We start from the raw sequence: 17,986 nt of genomic DNA on the forward strand, positions 1-17,986 counted from the left end.
CCTTGGCCGCGAATCGTCGGGTCCATTCATTATGACCTAATAGGACACAAGCATGGCGGAGCCATCCTGGCCGAAGCGCGGTTTTACACCGAGAATAGCAGCAGAACGACGGATAATCTCCTTCACCATCGGTGCGGCACTGTTACCGGCCAGCACTGCGCGGTCCGTTTCGCTGCGTGGATCATCAATGAAGGTCAGCACGACATACTGCGGATTACTGATCGGAAAGGCCGCGAGGAAGGCATTGAAGTTGTGGTCATGGTTGTAGCGACCATTGATGACCTTGTCAGCGGTGCCGGTCTTACCACCAACATTGAAGCCCTCGACCAGAGCATTTCGACCGGAACCATTGGTACCGTTCCAATCGAACAGCCAGCGCATATTGTTGCTGGTCGTCGGCTTGATCACCGGCTCGGCAACTGCTGTCGCCTGATCCTTCGTGCGCGGCAGGAAGGTCGGCTCGATGAGATGTCCACCATTGACGAGGGCTGCACCGGCAACGGCCGTCTGCAGCGGCGTGGTAGACACACCATGGCCGAAGGAAATTGTGATGGAATTGATCTTCTTCCATTCGCGCGGCTGGCTCGGCTGGGCCACTTCCGGCAATTCGGTGCGCATCTTCGACAACAGGCCGAGCCGCGTCAGGAATTCCTTGTGGCCATCAATCCCTACAAGATCGGCCATCTTGGCGGTACCGATATTGGAGGAATACTGGAAGACTTCCGGCATCGACAACATTCGGCCCTGACCATGGAAATCCTTGATCGTATAGCCACCGATGCGGATCGGGTAGCGGGCGTCGAAACTGCTGTTCAAGTTAACCTTGCCGGTATCGAGCGCCATGGCCAGTGTGAATGACTTGAAGGTAGAACCCATTTCGAACGTGCCGTTCGACATGCGGTTGAGCCAGCCATCTTCGTTGCCGCCAGCCGGATCATTGGGATCGAAGTCCGGGGCCGACGCCATCGCCAATACCTCGCCGGTATTGGCATCCAGTACGACGCCGCCGGCACCCTTGGCCTTGAACTTGGTGATGTTCGACATCAGCACTTCGCGCAGAATGGCCTGCACCCGAATATCGATGGACAGATGCACGGGCTCCAGCGGCTGGTCGCTGGTCATGCCGACAGCGGCAAGATCCGCAAGGCCCTGACTGTCGATATAGCGCTCCATGCCGGCCACGCCGCGATTGTCGATATTGACATAGCCCACCACATGCGCGGCCGTTGCGCCACCGGGATAGAAGCGACGCTTTTCCGGACGAAAGCCGATACCTGGAATGCCCAGCGCCAGAATCTCGCTCTGCTGCTTGGGTGTCAGTTGGCGGCGCAGCCACTGGAAGCGCGATTTGGACGAGAGCTTGGTATAGATCTGCTTGCTGTCGATATCCGGCAGCACCATGCGCAGCTTTTCGATCACCTCATCGGGATCGACAATCTTGTGCGGCTCGGCAAACAGCGAAACCGTGCGGATGTCGGTAGCCAGAACTTCGCCATTACGGTCGAGAATGTCGGGACGCGAGGCCATCAACCGGTCAGCCGGCATGATGCTGGACGTCGCTTCCGGATGCATCGTTCCATAATAGACAAGACGTCCGCCAATCACGCAGTAGAAGGCAACGAAGCCCGCCATGATCAGGCCGACGCGTGTGCGGGCCTGGGTGGCCTTGCGCTTGCGGGTTCCCTCGATCTTCACGCCATCTTCCGAAATACGCACGCCCCTTGCGCCTGCGGAAAAATGCGCCCTGCTTTTCAAAACCATGACACGGGAAAGGAAGGCCATCAGCGGTTCACCGATCCTGTTGAAATGACGTCGACGCGCGAGCCGCCGCGCGGCAACGGAACCGGCACGCTCGCGGCAGTGGAGGACGCTTTGGCCGATGGCGCAGCCTTGGCAGCGGCAACGCCGCGGATGGCGGCGGCAACTTCCGGATCGGCACCGGCAATCAACTCCTCGATCGTGGTTTCCGGCTGAGGCAATTGCGATTTCGGCATGGGCAGTTCATTGGGCATAGCAAGCTGGGTCGGCTCAGTGGGAACCAGTTCCAGCTCCGAGTGGTAAACGCTGGTCAGACGATGCAGGCGGTTGGGCTGCGTCAGAAGCGCCCAGTCAGCCTTCAGAAGATCGATCGTATCATGCTCCAGCCGAATCTCGGTTTCCAGACGGCGCACTTCTTCAAGCTTCAGCTCGGCGGCATGCTTGATACTGTAGGTCACGACGGCGGTTGCAGTCATGACACCGATCAGGACAAGATCGAAGCTCCTCAACATCGTCAGGCCCCCATCTTTTCAAGGCTGGCGAGGTCGGGCAGGTCGAAAATAGAACAATCGGGGGCAGACGGTGGCGCTGCAGTGCGGAAGGCAGCACGCAGCTTGGCCGAGCGCGAACGTGGATTGATCTCAGCTTCTTCCGGCGTAGCCGACATCATGCCCTTGCCGACCGGCTCGAACACGGCGGCCTTTTCCTCGATCATCGGCATATGCCGCGAACCGGAGGCCTTGCCGGAACGATCGGACAGAAACCGCTTAACGATGCGGTCTTCCAGCGAATGGAAACTCACGACGACCAGACGCCCGCCCGGCTTCAAGGCACGTTCGGCGGCAAATAGCGCACGGGCAAGCTCGCCCAGCTCGTCATTGACGAAGATGCGCAACGCCTGGAATACCCGTGTGGCCGGATGGATCTTGTCTTTCGCCTTGCGGGGATTGACGGTCTCGATGAGGTTGGCGAGATCGCGTGTCGTTGCAAAAAGTTCGGAAGCACGGCGCTTCTCGATGGCGCGGGCGATACGGCCTGCCTGTTTTTCTTCCCCCAGAAAGCCGAAGATCCGCGCCATGTCGCCGGCCTTGGCCCGATTGACGACATCGGCCGCCGAGACACCGGAGGCCGACATCCGCATATCGAGCGGCCCGTTGCGCTGGAAGGAGAAGCCGCGCTCTGCCTCATCGATCTGCATGGAGGAAACGCCGACATCAAGCACGACACCATCCAGCCCGCCTTCAGGTGCATGGTCGGCCAAAGCGGAGAAACGCGAGGAAATCAGCGACAGGCGACCGCTCGCCTCCGTCAACAACGCCTGCCCGCCGGCAATGGCGTTCGGATCGCGATCGAGAGCAATGACATTTGCGCCCTCGGCAAGAATGGCGCGGGTGTATCCACCCGCACCAAAGGTCCCGTCGAGGATCACCTTGCCGGGAGCGGGCGCCAGCATGGCCAGCACTTCCCCGAGCATGACCGGAATGTGGCGAACCGGTCCGCCATCGGCCTCGGAAATTCCGTCGCCAAGATTCGCCGCCATTCCATTCCCCTGTCTTACTGAGGACGCACCGCAAAGCGTGTACGTCCGTCTCTCGCCGCCGCCTGCGCCTCGTGAAACGCCTGCGGCTGCCAAAGCTGAAAATGATCCGAGCGACCGACGAATGTCACATCCGTCGTAATGCCGGTGAAGTCCCGGATAAAACCCGTGACCATCAGCCGGCCCTCCGCATCGAGCCGCATATAGACGCCGCCGCCGTGAACCAGCAACGACATTGCATTGGCTTCCGGCGAAAAGGGATCCGCCGAGGCGATCTGCCGCTCGTACCGCTCGAGCAGGTCTGGACCGCCGACGCTCACCGCCGGAAACACGAAGTCCTGGAGGCAATAGAGCTCCTGAACATTCCGCTGCGCCAAAACCGCACGGAAGGGCGCAGGCACGGAAACCCGCCCCTTCGCATCGATCCGGTTCGTCGCATTGGACAAGAAGCGGCTCATAACGCCAAACACCCGCCTCAGATAATTTGAGAGCAGAAACCTGCTCCGAAATACACGAGCCAAAAGACACAAACGGGAGGCCCAGATGGCGGGTACGCCATCTGCTTCTTCCCGAGGGAAGCGCTCCGAAACTGTCCGATGAAAGGGCACCTGATTGCCCGCTCGCAGTGTGAGTTTGGGATAACATGGGACCATATGGGCGTCAATGGGAAGCCGCCGCACGGAGCGACAGCAGCATGAAATATTTATAACCCGTTAAGTTTAACAAAGGGTTAGCGCCGCAAGTCACATCCAGGCCAGTCAAACGCGACGCAACCGCACCAAATGCTGCGATAAGCCTTTGGAGACAAAGATACATTAGCGTTATTATACCGTGATCTCCCTCTACAGCTTAACAACCTGTGCGGGAACGTACGAGTTTCGCACCGCAACATGGCACCCATATCCGCCCATGGCGGCCCCTGCGGGCGAAACCGCCCGCAGGTTGACCGTGCATCAGAAAGGAAATCGCCAGTTGGCCTGTAAGCCGGGTTCTGTATGGCCCCGGCGCAAGCACCGGAACGTGGCAGCCATTCATCTGGGACGGCGCTTGCGCGCCGCCTCTCGCAACCCACCCGGATGACTGGCCCGGAAACAGGCTGTAGCGCCGCAAGGCACCCGCGTCATCCCTATTCGGTCTTGCTCCCGGTGGGGTTTACCTTGCCGTCCCTGTCACCAGGTCCGCGGTGGGCTCTTACCCCACCCTTTCACCCTTACCCCGGCGCATCTTCCGCTCACGAGGAGAAGAAGAGCAGGCGAGGCGGTTTGCTTTCTGTGGCACTTTCCCTAGGGTCGCCCCCGCCGGACGTTATCCGGCACCGTATTTCCGTGGAGCCCGGACTTTCCTCACCCTACCGCCTTTCGGCATTGGTAAAGCGCGGCTGCCCGGCCAACTGGCAGGCGCTGCATAGACGGTTTGCCCGGCGAATGCCATAGGCACGCGCCGGCAAAAGCAAAGACACAAAGGACAAGGTTCAGGCAAAGCTGGCCGAGAAAGCAATAGCGTAGGACGCATCCTCGATCTGGCCCTTGAACAGGAGTTCGGCCCCCAGACGGCCGATCTCGTCGGAGCTCTTGGCCGCAGCACCGCAGCCGCCGGTCAGGACCGCAATGCGCGGCGATTGCGTATAGGCAATGGCCGGATAGCCGGTGGGCGTGTTCGACACGACGCAGGCGCCGGTCGAGGCGCGGCTGAGATCAAGGTTCGGCACCAGCTTCTCGATGATCGAGACATGATGATCGCGCACGCTGTCGCGTCCGCCGCTGCGGAACCAGGCCCGCATCTCGGCGTCACGCATCACCTGCACATCATCATGATCGCCGCCAATCTTCAGATAGACCTGACCGTCAGGATAGCGCACCGGCGGCAGCATGTAGATGTGCTTTGCCGTATCGCGCGGCTTATAGATCAGCGACGGCATGCCGGCAAATTGCGCCAGTTCCTCGTCGGCTATCGGAAAGAAGGTCACGGTGCGGGCATAGACAGACATCTCGACCGTCGCGGGTAGCAGACCCTCGGCAATCGAGAAGCCGCCGGCTGAAACAAGCGCCTTTTCCGCTGTGAAACATTCGCCCTCCACCGTGCGCACAACGGCAAGACCACCCTCCTCCCGCACGGAAATAACCGTCTGGGCAATCAGGCTTGCGTCCTGGCGGGCAGCCAGCAGCGACTGCGCCTTCACCAGCGCGCGCGGATTGACATAGCCGGCATTCATCGGCTCATGCACGCCCTCGCAGCCGGGCTCGAAACCGAAATAGGGGAAATCCTGCGCCAGAGCCGCATCGTCCAGCAACCGGGTCTGGACGTTCAGCGTCTCGGCAGCGCGCGAAACGTCCGCAACAAGAGGATAGCCGGCGCTGCGCTGCGGCCCGACTACCAGGCAGCCGACGCCGTGATAAAACGCAATGCCGCTGTCGCGGGCGATCTCGTCATAGCGGGCAATCGACCGGTTGGCGAGAAGCGCCCAGGTTGGGTCCGAATCGATCGTGCGGGTAATGCGCGCTTCGTCATAGTGGCTGGCAAACACGCCCTGATGGTTTTTTGTGTCGAGAGGTTCGTCCGGCCCGATCAGCGCCACGCCATCCGTCCATTGCGACAGATGGCGGGCGGCCGCCGCGCCCATCATGCCACGACCGATAATGATATATTTGAAATCCGCCGCCATATCCGCGCCCATTCCCAGGAAAATCTGAATGGATAAGGCCTTTAGCGCGTCCGGTGAAACCGCGTCCAGAGGCAGATCGTCGCGATCTCAGGCGCTGTCGCTGCCGTGATAGTGCGAAAGTCCGGCCAGCAGACGGTGCAGCGTTTCAATCGTCGACATGTCGGCAATGCCATCCACGAGAGCCGGGCGAAAATGCCGCTGGAATGCCTCGACGACACCTTCCGTGCGTTCGCAGAATTCGCCGGTAATCTCGACGCCGTAGCCGTAGAGCGCCAGCATGCCCTGCAGCGCCTCGATCGGCTGACCGCTCTCGCCACGCTGGAAATAGCGCCCTCCCCGGATCGCGCCCGGCTCGACCAAATGCCCGACACCATTATCATGCAGGCGCTTCCAGGGGAACTTCTCGCCCGGATCAACCTTGCGCTTTGGCGCCACATCGGAATGCCCAAGCACCCGCTCTGTCGGGATCGACCAGCGCGCCATGCAATCGCGACAAAGCGCGATGACGGCTTCAATCTGCTCGTCCGGAAATTCCGGCAATCCACCGGGATGACCGGCATTGGCAATCTCGATGCCGATGGAGCGCGAATTGATATCCGTTTCGCCGGCCCAGGAACTCTTACCAGCGTGCCAGGCCCGACGCGCTTCCGGCACCATCTGCACCACGCGGCCATCGGGCCAGACGAAATAATGGCTCGACACCTGGCTCTCGACATTCTTCAGCCAGGACAGCGCCTGGCCGTGATCGGGCATGCCCGTATAGTGGAGAATGAGCATGTCTGGCGCAACGCCATCAACGCGTTCGCCATGATTGGGAGACGGCTCGACGCGCGCTCCGACAAAATCAGGCACCAGTTTCATGCAGCCTTGCGGTCCTTGGCAATCGCAGCATAGGCGGCATTCAGCGCAGCCATGCGTTCATTGGCCGCCGCATGCAGCGCTTCCGGCACGCCACGGGCAATCAGCTTGTCCGGGTGATGCTCGGCCACCAGACGGCGATAACGCTTGCGGATCTCGGTAAAATCATCCGTGGGAGACACGCCGAGCACAAAATAGGGATCGCCGCCTTCCAGGTGCACGTGGCGCGCCAGAATGCGGCGAAAGCGTTCCTCATCAATATGGAAGATTTCAGCGATGCGCGCCAGAAACGCCAGTTCCTTCTCGTGCATCATGCCATCGGCCTTGGCGATGTGAAAAAGACCATCCACGACGCTTTCCAGCATCGGGCAATTGTCATCGCCCGATCCGCAGAGCTTTGCCAACTTTTCCGCATAGGACTCGTAGCCTGCCACATCCTGGCGGGCGAGGTTGTAAAGCCGCGCAACATTGCGGGCCTCTTCCTCTGGAAAATCAAAAATCTGGCGGAATGCATCCACTTCCGATTCGACCACGGCACCATCGGCCTTCGCCATCTTGGCAGACAGCGCAATGATGGCGACCGAGAAGGACACCTGGCGGCGGGTTTCCGGATCGCCTTCGAACAATGTTCGGATTGCCTCGACCATTCGCGCAAGCGCGTCATGAACCGTGTCACCGATGCTGCCGAGCAACCGATCCCACAATGACGACAATTGAAGGCAGGCAAAATCTAAAATCATGCTGTACATGACCAAATTCTGGAACCCTTGGCAAGCGCAAGGAGTTCAGTTGCGGATTAATGTTTGTCCATGATACGCGACCGGCCTGACGACGGATCTGCCGGGTCCCAAACTGTCGCACGCGGCAGGCACGCATCAAGACCTGACCAGTCGGCACCGGCAACCCCGGGCGGCAGCACCGATTTAAGCCTGTGGATTTTGAACCGATTGAATTGCGAAAGGTTCCGAAATCTGCGCGAAATAGCGGATTTTCTTGAGAAATTCACTTTACAGCCGTGACGCCCTGTCGCATCCATTCGCCTGTCCAGGTAGAGGGCGCGAAGGCGCGAAGGAGGTTTCATGGCCAAGCAGAAAGTAGCGTTGTTGACAGCAGGCGGGCTTGCGCCCTGCCTTTCATCCGCCGTCGGCGGCCTGATCGAACGTTACACCGACATTGCCCCGGAACTTGAACTCATCGCCTATCGCTCCGGCTATCAAGGTGTGCTTCTGGGCGACCGAATCGAGATCACCGCCAGCATGCGCGAGCGCGCCCATGTTCTGCACCGCTACGGCGGATCACCGATCGGCAACAGCCGTGTCAAGCTGACCAACACCGCCGATTGCGTGAAGCGCGGTCTGGTGAAAGAAGGCGAAAACCCGCTGAAAGTCGCGGCTGACCGGCTGGCAGCTGATGGCGTCAGCATCCTCCACACCATCGGCGGCGATGACACCAATACCACCGCGGCCGATCTTGCCGCCTATCTCGGCGCCAATGGCTATGATCTGACTGTCGTCGGCCTGCCCAAGACTGTCGACAATGATGTCGTGCCGATCCGCCAGTCGCTCGGCGCCTGGACGGCAGCCGAAGTTGGCGCGCATTTCTTCGACCATGTGAGCAACGAGCAGAGCGCGGCGCCGCGCACGCTGGTCATCCATGAAGTGATGGGACGCCATTGCGGCTGGCTGACGGCTGCCACCGCGCGCGCCTATATTCAGGACACGCGCAACAATGAATATGTCGAAGGCCTGATGATGAACACCCAGATGAAGAACATTGACGGGCTCTACCTGCCCGAGATGGCTTTCGATCTGGACGCAGAAGCAGAGCGCCTGCGCACCGTCATGGATACCTGTGGCTTCGTGACGCTGTTCGTCTCGGAAGGTGCGGGCCTCGATACCATCGTCGCCGAACGGGAAGCCGCCGGAGAAGCGGTCAAGCGCGATGCCTTCGGCCACGTCAAGATCGATACGGTCAATGTCGGGCACTGGTTCCAGAAGCATTTCGCCAGCCTTCTTCATGCAGAACGCTCCATGGTGCAAAAATCTGGCTATTACGCCCGCTCCGCACCGGCCAATGGCGACGACCTGCGCCTTATCCAGAGCATGGTCGATCTGGCCGTCGAAAGCGCCCTCAACAAGGTCTCCGGTGTCACCGGGCACGATGAAGGCCAGAATGGGAAATTGCGCACGATTGAATTCCCGCGTATCAAGGGGGGTAAACATTTCGATCTGTCGACACCTTGGTTCGGCGAAGTCATGGACTTCATCGGCCAGCCCTACAGGCCCGCGTGATCGACAGGCCGAGCGAGATTGAGAGAACTGGAAGGGTAAGACATCCTTCCAGCACAGGAGGGTAATATGGGGCCAGAGAGCTTGCTGATTGTCGCAGCCGCGTCCTTTGCTGTCCTGCTTCTTCCCTCGCCCGCCGGCAAGCTCCTTCGCGACTACACCCTATCGTGCGGCAAAGCGCGCAGCCTTCTGCTATTGCCAAGCCTCTGGTTTGGCTATCTGGCTGCCGGCATCCTGGCGGGTGCCGCCTACTTGATCCTGCGCGCCGTTATGCCGGCCATGACCGGTGCGCTATCCTGGCTGGCGGTCGTCTATATCGTCATCTTTGCCCTGCGTGCCCAGCGCCAGCATCTGGCTTTTCGAATCGCCGACAACGACAACCTTCCCGAGCACGGCCTTTTGCGCATGGCGCTGCGGCTCGTCGTCTCAGCCCCACGCACGACCCTGGTCGTCGCACTGCTTTCAGTGCTTTATCAAGCCACAGACGCCCCCCTTCCGCCTGTTCAGGCAGTGGCCTTTACAGGCCTTTCCTATGCAGCAGCTGCCCTGATTGCCCCGCTTATACAAGTGCTTGCTGCCGAACGTTCAGCCCGGAAAATCCGCCAGTTCCAGCAGCGTAATCCAGCCTCGCGCAAGGCTCCGACGCGATTTATCGCAAGTCGGGCCGTGACGGCCGGCTACCGAAGGATTGCCGCATGACAGATCCATGTCTTGCTGTAACGGCCTTGATGCGTTAATGAATTCTTCAGAGGTAGGACACCGGCGAGGCTGGGGATATTCATCTTCATGAAAGTGAGACGATGGCGATAACCCGATATTTCGGTTGCAACGCGGTTGTAGCGGTTGCCATTTGCGGGGCGGTTTCCGGCTGCTCGAGCGTCCAGACGTCATCCAAGACGGATGCGCCGGCAACGACAACTGTCGCTTCAGCCGCACAATCGGAAGCCTCTCAGAAGACTGGACGCCTCGTTGCGGCCGAATCTGGAGTGCCTTCGGCATCTGCCCCCATCGAACAGGCCAGCGCTGCACTGCCGGCCGGACCTGTCAGCGTTCCACCGGGCATGACCACAGCCGTTCTGCAAAAGGGCGCGCGTATCCACGACCTGGGCCTACCGACCGGTGCCTCGGCAATCCAGGCGCAGAATGCAGCTGTTATTGCAGCCCTGTCCGCTGAACAGGCCGCCCTTCAGCCCGCCCAATCACAGACGACCCAGACCCAGACTGGCCAGATCCAGATGACACAGGGTCAAACAATACCGGCACAGACCGGACAGGCGCAAACCGCCCTGCTTCAGAAAACCCAACCGGTTGCCGTAACCCCGACCGCCTTGCAGCAGACTTCGCTGCAGCAGACAGGCGCGATGCAGGCCATCAATATGGCAACCGCGCCACAGAGCGTGACTAAGCCGCTGACCGATCCGACGGCACTTTCGGCACCTCCGGCTGCAGGCAGCAAGACATCGACTGGCCTGCCCGACGATCTGGCCGCAACCTATGCCGCCATTCCGACACCCCGCCCGAAGATCAGCCCGGCAGGCACCTCGACAATGGTTGCCTATGCCGCACCCGGCACACAGTCGCTCTCGGCATTGTCGCATGATTTCTTCCCGCCTGCTCCGGGTGGTCCGCTGCCTGAGACGGCAGAAGCCAGCACGCCGACGCTGAACAAGCTCATCAAGCGCTATGCAGGCATGTATGGCGTGCCGGAAGCGCTGGTGCATCGCGTGGTTCACCGCGAGAGCAAATACAATCCGCGCGCCTATAACAAGCGCGGCTTCTGGGGCCTCATGCAGATCAAGTATTCCACGGCCAAATCCATGGGCTATGACGGTCCCGCCGAAGGCCTGCTGGATGCCGAAACCAATCTCAAATACGCGATCAAATATCTGCGCGGCGCCTGGCTGGTTGCCGACAACGATTCGTCCAACGCGATCAATCTCTATGCGCGCGGCTATTATTACGACGCCAAGCGCAAGGACATGCTGCACGTCATGCAGTGATGCGCGCCGCACGCTTCAGCGCCTGGCGCCAAGGCATTCAATCGAATAGTCTTTTCTAAACCCGCATGGCCGCCCGCATTACAGGCTGCTTGGGTGTGAGGCATCAGCTTCACAGCCCTGCGGCAGGGGTTTATGACAGGCAATTGTGACGCTTTACGTTTGCACGCAGCCCCATACCTGCCCGCGTCATCATATTGTAGCACACCCCCGCTAGAGCCTTGCGAAACCTATGAAGAGGCGGGAATCGACAATGGCGGAGATGGCACCGGAAGCCAGCTTTCTGAAGAACGGAAAGCTTAAGACTGCACTTTTGCAACACAAGGCCCTGTCGAAGAGCGGGCTTTCCGAGCGCCTCTTCGGCCTCCTGTTCTCCGGTCTCGTCTATCCGCAGATCTGGGAGGACCCGGAGGTCGATATGGCCGCTATGGAGCTTGGCGAAGGCCACAGCATTGTCACCATCGGTTCCGGCGGCTGCAATATGCTGGCTTATCTCTCCTGCCGGCCGCGCTCCATCGATGTGGTCGATCTCAATCCGCACCATATTGCTCTCAACCGCCTGAAACTTGCTGCCTTCCAGACGCTGCCCACCCATAGCGACGTGGTGCGCCTGCTGGCCACCGACAATGCGCCCGGCAATGGCAAGGCCTATGACACGTTCATTGCCCCGTCGCTTGACGGCGCAACCCGCGCCTATTGGGAAAAGCGCACGCTGAGCGGACGTCGGCGCATTTCGGTCTTCGAGCGCAATATCTACCGCACCGGCCTGCTCGGTCGCTTCATTGCCATCGGCCATATTCTGGCGCGTCTGCATGGTGTAAAACTCAGCGAGATGGCTGAAACCCGCTCGCTGCGCGAACAGCGCCAGTTTTTCGACGCGCATATCGCGCCGCTCTTCGACAAGCCGCTCATCCGCCTGATCACCAGCGCCAAAAGCTCGCTGTTCGGGCTTGGCATTCCGCCCCAGCAATATGACGAGCTGGCAAGCCTTGCCGATGACGGCTCGATTGCGCCGGTGCTACGCCAGCGCCTGGAAAAGCTCGCCTGCCACTTTCCGCTGCGCGACAATTACTTCGCCTGGCAGGCCTTCATGCGCCGCTATCCGCAGCCGCACGAAGGCAGCCTGCCCACCTATCTGAAACCGGAGCATTACCGCGCCATCCGCGAGCATGCAGACCGGGTCAGCGTCCATCACGAGACCTTCACCGCCTGTCTGGCGACAAAATCGGCAGCAAGCGTCGATCGCTATGTGCTGCTCGACGCGCAGGACTGGATGAATGACCGGCAGCTGAATGAGCTCTGGGCGGAAATTACCCGCACTGCCGCCCCAGGCGCCCGCGTCATCTTCCGCACGGCGGCCGAGAAGAGCATCATCGAAGGGCGCCTGTCAGACGCCATCCGCGACCAGTGGACCTATCTGGACGCCCGCTCGCAGGAACTCAACCTGCAGGATCGCTCGGCCATCTATGGCGGCTTCCACATCTATACGAGGCCCGCATGACGCAACTGGGTGAGACACAGCCGCTGAACGACGATGCGCATGCGGCGCGCATGGACCGCATGTATCGCTATCAGCGGCATGTCTATGATCTCACCCGCAAATATTACCTTCTGGGTCGTGACAAGGCGATCCGGGATTTGCAGGTGCCGCAAGGTGGATCGCTGCTGGAAGTCGGCTGCGGCACAGGCCGCAACCTCGTGCTGGCCCACAGGCGCTACCCGACAGCAAAACTATACGGACTGGATATTTCGGCAGAAATGCTCACAAGTACCCGCGCCAAGTTCATCGGCCTACCGGCAGCGCCGGTCCTGAGGGTCGCCGACGCGACGGATTTTTCCGCCGCGGAGTTCGGCGCGCAGGGTTTCGACCGCATCCTCATTTCCTATGCCCTGTCGATGATCCCGGATTGGCGCGGCGCAATCACCGCAAGCCTTAAGGCCCTCAATCCGGGCGGCTCGCTGCATATCGTCGATTTCGGCCAGCAGGAAGATCTGCCACGCTGGTTTCATGCCGGCCTCACCGCCTGGCTGACACGCTTTCACGTCACGCCGCGCGCCGATCTGGAACAGGCGCTGTCTGAACGGCTTGCCGAATTTCAGGCCGATATGCTGTTCCAGCCCATCGGACGCGGCTATGCCTGGCATGCGATTGTCCGGCGGGGCAATGACGCTCCCATCGTAAAACCTGCATAGATCCGCTCTCGTTGATGGAACAACAGACCGATTCGGGCTAAAAGAGGCTTGGCGGCCCGCATGCTTCGGTCGCTGCCGGGCTGATTCTGGCCGCAGCAATCGGATCGTTCATGCCGCCATTCCTCATTTCCCTCCTCTTTGGACTTCTCCTTGTTTCCGGCTGCACCTCGACAGGCGACGTGCTTGGATCGGCGGCGATGCGCCAGACTAAATTCCAGGACAGTGATCCGCAGGATTTCGGCGCCCGCCATCCGGGACATCATGATGTTCACGGCATAGACGTGTCCAAGTGGAACGGCCAGATCGACTGGCAAAAGGTCAAACAATCAGGCGTCGCCTTCGCCTTCATCAAGGCAACCGAGGGCACAGACCGGATCGACCCGACCTTTGTGACCAACTGGCGCAATTCCGCAGCAGCCGGCGTGCCGCACGCCCCCTATCACTTCTATTATTTCTGCTCGAGCGCCGATGAGCAGGCCGACTGGTTCATCGCCAATGTGCCGAAGGCCTCGATGCATCTGCCGCCGGTGCTGGATGCGGAATGGAACAGCGCCTCCCCCACCTGCAAGACGCGGCCGGATGCCGAGACCGTGCGCCGAGAGCTGCAACGGTTCCTCGACCGCATCGAAGCCCATTATGGCAAGCGGCCGATCATCTACACATCCGTCGATTTCCATCGCGACAATCTGGTTGGCCATTTCGGCAATTATCACTTCTGGGTCCGCTCCGTCGCGGCTCACCCGGAAAAGGTCTATGTCGCCCGCCGCTGGGCCTTCTGGCAATATACCGCAACCGGCATCGTTCCAGGCATCGAGGGCAAGACGGATATCAACGCCTTTGCCGGAACCGAGAAGAGCTGGCGCCAATGGGTCGCAACCGCTTCCAACTGATCGTCAATACTTGCGCATTTGCCGCCAACCTGTTGTAAAGCGGGCCATTGCGCCAATATGCCCCGCTTAGGTCACAGTTTTCGACAAGAGGTGGCCACTGTCGATAAAGGATTGCTCCATGACCGCTGCCAAAGCCCATGCCTTCGTTCTAGCCCTCACCCTCACCGGCCTGATGGCCTCCACAGCAGCCGCCCAGACAGCCGCGCCCGCCTGTGGTGGCGAACTGTCCAGTTTCCTGTCAGGGGTGAAGGCAGAGGCCATTGCCAAGGGCATTCCGGCAGAGGCCGCCGACAAGGCGCTCTCGGGCGCGGCAATCGATCAGAAAGTGCTGTCACGCGACCGGGCACAGGGCGTGTTCCGCCAGACCTTCCTTGAGTTCTCGCAGCGCACCGTCAGCCAGGGCCGTCTTGATATCGGACGCCAGAAGATGACGCAGCTTGCCGATGTGTTTCGCCGTGCCGAAACGGAATTCGGTGTGGCACCCGGCGTCATCACCGCCTTTTGGGCCATGGAAACCGATTTCGGCGCCGTGCAGGGTGATTTCAATACCCGCAACGCATTGGTGACGCTGGCCCATGATTGCCGCCGGCCGGAACTGTTCCGCCCGCAGCTGATCTCGCTGATCGAAATGGTGCAGCATGGCGATCTGGACCCCACCACCAATACCGGCGCCTGGGCCGGCGAGATCGGCCAGGTGCAGATGCTGCCGCGCGATATCGTCGCCCATGGCATTGATGGCGACGGCGATGGGCATATCAACGTCAAGACAAATTCCGCCGACGCCATTCTGACGGCTGCATCCTTCATCAAGTCGCTCGGGTTCAAGGCCGGCGAGCCGTGGATCCAGGAAGTCGAACTGCCCGCTGAACTGCCTTGGGAAAAATCCGGCCTCGGCAATGAAATGCCGGCCTCGCAGTGGTTTGCCGCAGGCGTAAAGCCGCGCGATGGCAAGACCAGTTTCGGCAACCTGCCGGCAGCGCTTGTACTGCCACAGGGCCGCAAGGGGCCGGCCTTCCTCACTTATCCGAATTTCGCAATCTACCTCGAATGGAACAAGTCCTTCATCTACACGACGTCGGCTGCCTATTTCGCAACCCGCCTGTCAGGCGCCCCCACCTATCTCAAGGGCACGCCCGATGAAGGTCTGGACGATACCGGTATGAAGGCGCTGCAGGCAAAACTCCAGGCGCATGGCCACGATGTCGGCAAGATTGACGGCATTCTGGGTTCCGGCACGCGGGTGGCCGTGCAGGCAGAGCAGAAGCGGCTCGGCATGGCCGCCGATGGCTGGCCAACACCGGCGCTGCTCAACGCGCTGTGACATGAAGCGGGCCGGGCGGGAAATCCCATGCCCGGCACGGCCGGCGGAATCATCGGCCGAAACCATCACTGCCGTGCCGCGATACGGCACAAGCCTCACGAAATGTGACGCGTGTTAACAGTGACAAAAAATTTATTCACAGATTAGAAACTATGTTTGTAAACGAATTTATCGTTTCATAACATGGAGTTATCTATCGAACACCCCGGTTCTGTGGCAATATCACGCCGCAGCGCAGCATATTATTCGCTTTTCATCCGCGCGGAAATAGCCTTACATTTGGGCTGTTAACGCAAGGAGACAGACATGGGACACGCACATTCCTTCAATGTCATGCTCATCGGTGCAGCGTTTATTTTCGTAGCGTCAATGCTCTTCGTCTGAGCTGAGGGGCGCTGAAGGCCAAGCCTTCCACACTGCCCCTATTCCTTGACGGGCTCATAAGCGGGCTCGGGCGGATGTTCTTTCCCGCCCTACCCTTCAAACCGGGCTCAGGCCGCCGCCCCGGCCTGAGCCTTCTCGATGGGACGACGTCCCAATCTTTCCAGAACAGCGGAAACCAGCGGCGCACGGTTCATCGAATAGATGTGGAATTCGTGCGTGCCGCGACGCATCAGATCGTCCATCTGTTCAGCTGCAACATCGGCGGCCACCTTAGCGCGATCCTCCGGCTTGTCATCGTAACCGGCAAATCGCTCATCGAGAAATGCCGGCACGGATGACCCACAACGACCGGCAAAACGCTTCAGCTGGGTGAGGTTCTGGATCGGCATGATGCCGGGAATGACCGGAATGGTGATACCGGCTGCCAGTACTTTTTCCATATAGTCTTCAAAGACATTGTTATCGAAGAAGAACTGCGTCAGCGCCCGGTCAGCGCCGGCATCCGCCTTGCGCTTCAGCATTTCGATATCGGCGCTGACATCCGTGCTTTCCGGATGCTTTTCCGGATAGGCAGACACGGAAATCTCGAAACCGCCGATCGCCTTCAGCGCAGCCACCAGTTCCGCAGCATTGGCATAGCCATCCGGATGCGGAACATAGGCCGTGCCGACGCCGCTCGACGGGTCACCGCGCAGCGCCACGATATGGCGCACACCAAGCCCGGCCAGTTCGTCGATCACCTGATGGGTTTCAGCCCGGTCCGCATCAACGCAGGTCAGATGCGATGCCGTGACTAGCCCGCTTTCGGCAATCAGGCGCTGGACGGTGTTGAATGTCGGTGCCTTGGTCGTACCGCCGGCGCCGTAGGTGACAGACACGAAATCCGGCTCGAATCCCGCCAGGTCCTGCACGGTTTCCCAAAGCTGGTGTTCCATGTCCGGAGACTTCGGGGGGAAGAATTCGAAGGAGACGCGGAAAGCGTTGCGGGCGGGATGTGCGATGGTCATAGGGCGTTTTCCGATACGAGAAGTTTATGCGGAGCCGGCTGGCTTGCCTTGGCAGGCTGGGCAGCGGCGCGGGCGAGCCAGATGCTGACGGTGAGCGCTGGTGTATTGCGCTTGTCGCCGGGCTTGAGGTCGATCACGTCCTCAACCTTCAGACCCGCCTTTTCCAGCCAGTCGGTCATCATCTGGTGCGAGAAGCCAAGACGCAGATGTGCATGCTCCTCGCGCAAATAGTCAAAACCATGCGGCGCAAGATCCACGATGATCAGGCGGCCATCCGGGCGCAGCACACGGACTGCTTCCGCAATCGCCCGTTCCGGCTGCTCAAGGAAATGCAGAACTTGATGAATGGTAACGAGGTCGAAATCACCCGCCTCCACCGGAAGGTTGAAAATGTCGCCATGGCGCACCGAAGCCTTCAGGATGCTGTCACGGTCGAGATTGGCACGCGCCACCGACAGCATGTCGCGGCTGGCATCGATGCCGACAGCCCGCCGGTATTGGCTCTGGAACAGTTGCAATATCCAGCCGGTACCGGTACCGAGATCAAGCAGCGAATCGACCATATCGTCGCCCACCAGACCTAGGAGCGCAGCCTCCACCTGCTCGTCGCTGACATGAAGTCGGCGCAACTCGTCCCATTCGGTGGCGTTGCGGCTGAAATAGGCCTGCGCCCGTTCCGCCCGCACACGCTTCACCTCTTGAAGACGCTCATCATCACGCAAAAGCACCGGATCGGCAGGATCGGCAGAGGCCAGAAGCATGCGGGCAAGACCTGACGTCTCCCCCTCCTGCTGAAGACGAAAATAGGCCCAGGCGCCTTCCTGATAGCGCTCGATCAGGCCTTCTTCGGAAAGAAGCTTCAGATGGCGGGAGATACGCGGCTGGGACTGACCGAGAATATCCGTCATGTCGCTGACGGTCAGGTCACCGGCCGACAGAAGCACCAGCAGGCGAAAGCGCGTCGGCTCACCTGCTGTCTTCAAGACGTCCACGACTTTGTCGAGCGAAAGGGGCATGCAGCGGATCCATCATAATCAAGATATAAAGATATCTTTATATGAATGATCCGCCTCTCGCAAGCAGAAACTCGC

At 60.1% G+C, this 17,986-nt stretch carries 16 protein-coding genes and 1 other RNA gene; 7 read left to right on the forward strand and 10 right to left on the reverse strand.

The annotated features are described in order from the left end of the window. Positions 1 to 36 precede the first annotated feature (36 nt). From E8M77_RS08675 to E8M77_RS08710, 8 genes are all read right to left on the reverse strand, one after another. A complete protein-coding gene (locus E8M77_RS08675; protein WP_137130227.1) occupies positions 37 to 1,782 on the reverse strand; it encodes a penicillin-binding protein 2 in 1,746 nt (581 codons plus the stop codon). Beyond that, positions 1,782 to 2,270 (reverse strand): hypothetical protein, encoded by a 489-nt coding sequence (locus tag E8M77_RS08680; protein ID WP_137130228.1) that lies wholly within the window; start codon positions 2,268 to 2,270, stop codon positions 1,782 to 1,784. The genes E8M77_RS08675 and E8M77_RS08680 overlap by 1 nt, the downstream gene beginning before the upstream one ends. Before the next feature lie 2 nt (positions 2,271 to 2,272). After that, positions 2,273 to 3,298, reverse strand: coding sequence for a 16S rRNA (cytosine(1402)-N(4))-methyltransferase RsmH (gene rsmH / locus E8M77_RS08685; protein WP_137130229.1), 1,026 nt, complete (start codon positions 3,296 to 3,298; stop codon positions 2,273 to 2,275). Between the two features lie 14 nt (positions 3,299 to 3,312). Then, a complete protein-coding gene (mraZ, locus tag E8M77_RS08690) occupies positions 3,313 to 3,753 on the reverse strand; it encodes a division/cell wall cluster transcriptional repressor MraZ (RefSeq protein WP_137130230.1) in 441 nt (146 codons plus the stop codon). 506 nt (positions 3,754 to 4,259) lie between these two features. Next, positions 4,260 to 4,689, reverse strand: an RNA gene (rnpB, locus tag E8M77_RS08695) — RNase P RNA component class A. 77 nt (positions 4,690 to 4,766) lie between these two features. Further along, complete coding sequence (locus E8M77_RS08700; RefSeq protein ID WP_137130231.1) at positions 4,767 to 5,957, reverse strand: FAD-dependent oxidoreductase; 1,191 nt, start codon at positions 5,955 to 5,957, stop codon at positions 4,767 to 4,769. A gap of 87 nt (positions 5,958 to 6,044) precedes the next feature. Beyond that, positions 6,045 to 6,818, reverse strand: a complete 774-nt coding sequence (locus E8M77_RS08705) for an N-acetylmuramoyl-L-alanine amidase (protein WP_137130232.1) — start codon at positions 6,816 to 6,818, stop codon at positions 6,045 to 6,047. Beyond that, complete coding sequence (locus tag E8M77_RS08710) at positions 6,815 to 7,555, reverse strand: DnaJ family molecular chaperone (RefSeq protein ID WP_170975807.1); 741 nt, start codon at positions 7,553 to 7,555, stop codon at positions 6,815 to 6,817. Before E8M77_RS08710 ends, E8M77_RS08705 begins: the two co-directional genes overlap by 4 nt. Before the next feature lie 339 nt (positions 7,556 to 7,894). On the opposite strand from E8M77_RS08710, the gene E8M77_RS08715 reads away from it, so the two are divergent. From E8M77_RS08715 to E8M77_RS08745, 7 genes are all read left to right on the forward strand, one after another. Then, positions 7,895 to 9,106: a pyrophosphate--fructose-6-phosphate 1-phosphotransferase gene (locus tag E8M77_RS08715; RefSeq protein WP_137130233.1), complete on the forward strand. Its 1,212-nt coding sequence runs from the start codon at positions 7,895 to 7,897 to the stop codon at positions 9,104 to 9,106. 66 nt (positions 9,107 to 9,172) lie between these two features. Continuing rightward, complete coding sequence (locus E8M77_RS08720) at positions 9,173 to 9,802, forward strand: hypothetical protein (protein ID WP_137130234.1); 630 nt, start codon at positions 9,173 to 9,175, stop codon at positions 9,800 to 9,802. 101 nt (positions 9,803 to 9,903) lie between these two features. Continuing rightward, positions 9,904 to 11,103, forward strand: coding sequence for a transglycosylase SLT domain-containing protein (locus E8M77_RS08725; protein WP_246659178.1), 1,200 nt, complete (start codon positions 9,904 to 9,906; stop codon positions 11,101 to 11,103). Positions 11,104 to 11,353: 250 nt separating this feature from the next. Continuing rightward, the gene (locus E8M77_RS08730) at positions 11,354 to 12,601 is read left to right on the forward strand and encodes a DUF3419 family protein (RefSeq protein WP_137130235.1); all 1,248 of its coding nucleotides are present in this window, start codon (positions 11,354 to 11,356) and stop codon (positions 12,599 to 12,601) included. After that, positions 12,598 to 13,293: a class I SAM-dependent methyltransferase gene (locus E8M77_RS08735; RefSeq protein ID WP_137130236.1), complete on the forward strand. Its 696-nt coding sequence runs from the start codon at positions 12,598 to 12,600 to the stop codon at positions 13,291 to 13,293. The genes E8M77_RS08730 and E8M77_RS08735 overlap by 4 nt, the downstream gene beginning before the upstream one ends. Before the next feature lie 110 nt (positions 13,294 to 13,403). Next, on the forward strand, positions 13,404 to 14,183 hold the full coding sequence (locus E8M77_RS08740) for a GH25 family lysozyme (RefSeq protein WP_137130237.1): 780 nt from the start codon (positions 13,404 to 13,406) through the stop codon (positions 14,181 to 14,183). Positions 14,184 to 14,301: 118 nt separating this feature from the next. Then, entirely contained in the window at positions 14,302 to 15,504 is a 1,203-nt protein-coding gene (locus E8M77_RS08745) for a lytic murein transglycosylase (RefSeq protein ID WP_137130238.1), read from the forward strand. A gap of 491 nt (positions 15,505 to 15,995) precedes the next feature. Here the strand turns inward: E8M77_RS08745 and metF are convergent, their stop codons facing one another. Together metF and E8M77_RS08755 are read right to left on the reverse strand one after the other, a co-directional pair. Then, the gene (metF, locus tag E8M77_RS08750; protein WP_137130239.1) at positions 15,996 to 16,895 is read right to left on the reverse strand and encodes a methylenetetrahydrofolate reductase [NAD(P)H]; all 900 of its coding nucleotides are present in this window, start codon (positions 16,893 to 16,895) and stop codon (positions 15,996 to 15,998) included. Continuing rightward, positions 16,892 to 17,911 carry a metalloregulator ArsR/SmtB family transcription factor gene (locus E8M77_RS08755; RefSeq protein WP_137130240.1) on the reverse strand — a complete coding sequence of 340 codons (1,020 nt, stop codon included), beginning with the start codon at positions 17,909 to 17,911 and terminating at the stop codon, positions 16,892 to 16,894. The genes metF and E8M77_RS08755 overlap by 4 nt, the downstream gene beginning before the upstream one ends. Between the last annotated feature and the right edge of the window lie 75 nt (positions 17,912 to 17,986).

It is taken from the genome of Rhizobium sp. FY34, from assembly GCF_005222845.1.
In the GTDB taxonomy this organism is placed as follows: domain Bacteria; phylum Pseudomonadota; class Alphaproteobacteria; order Rhizobiales; family Rhizobiaceae; genus Neorhizobium.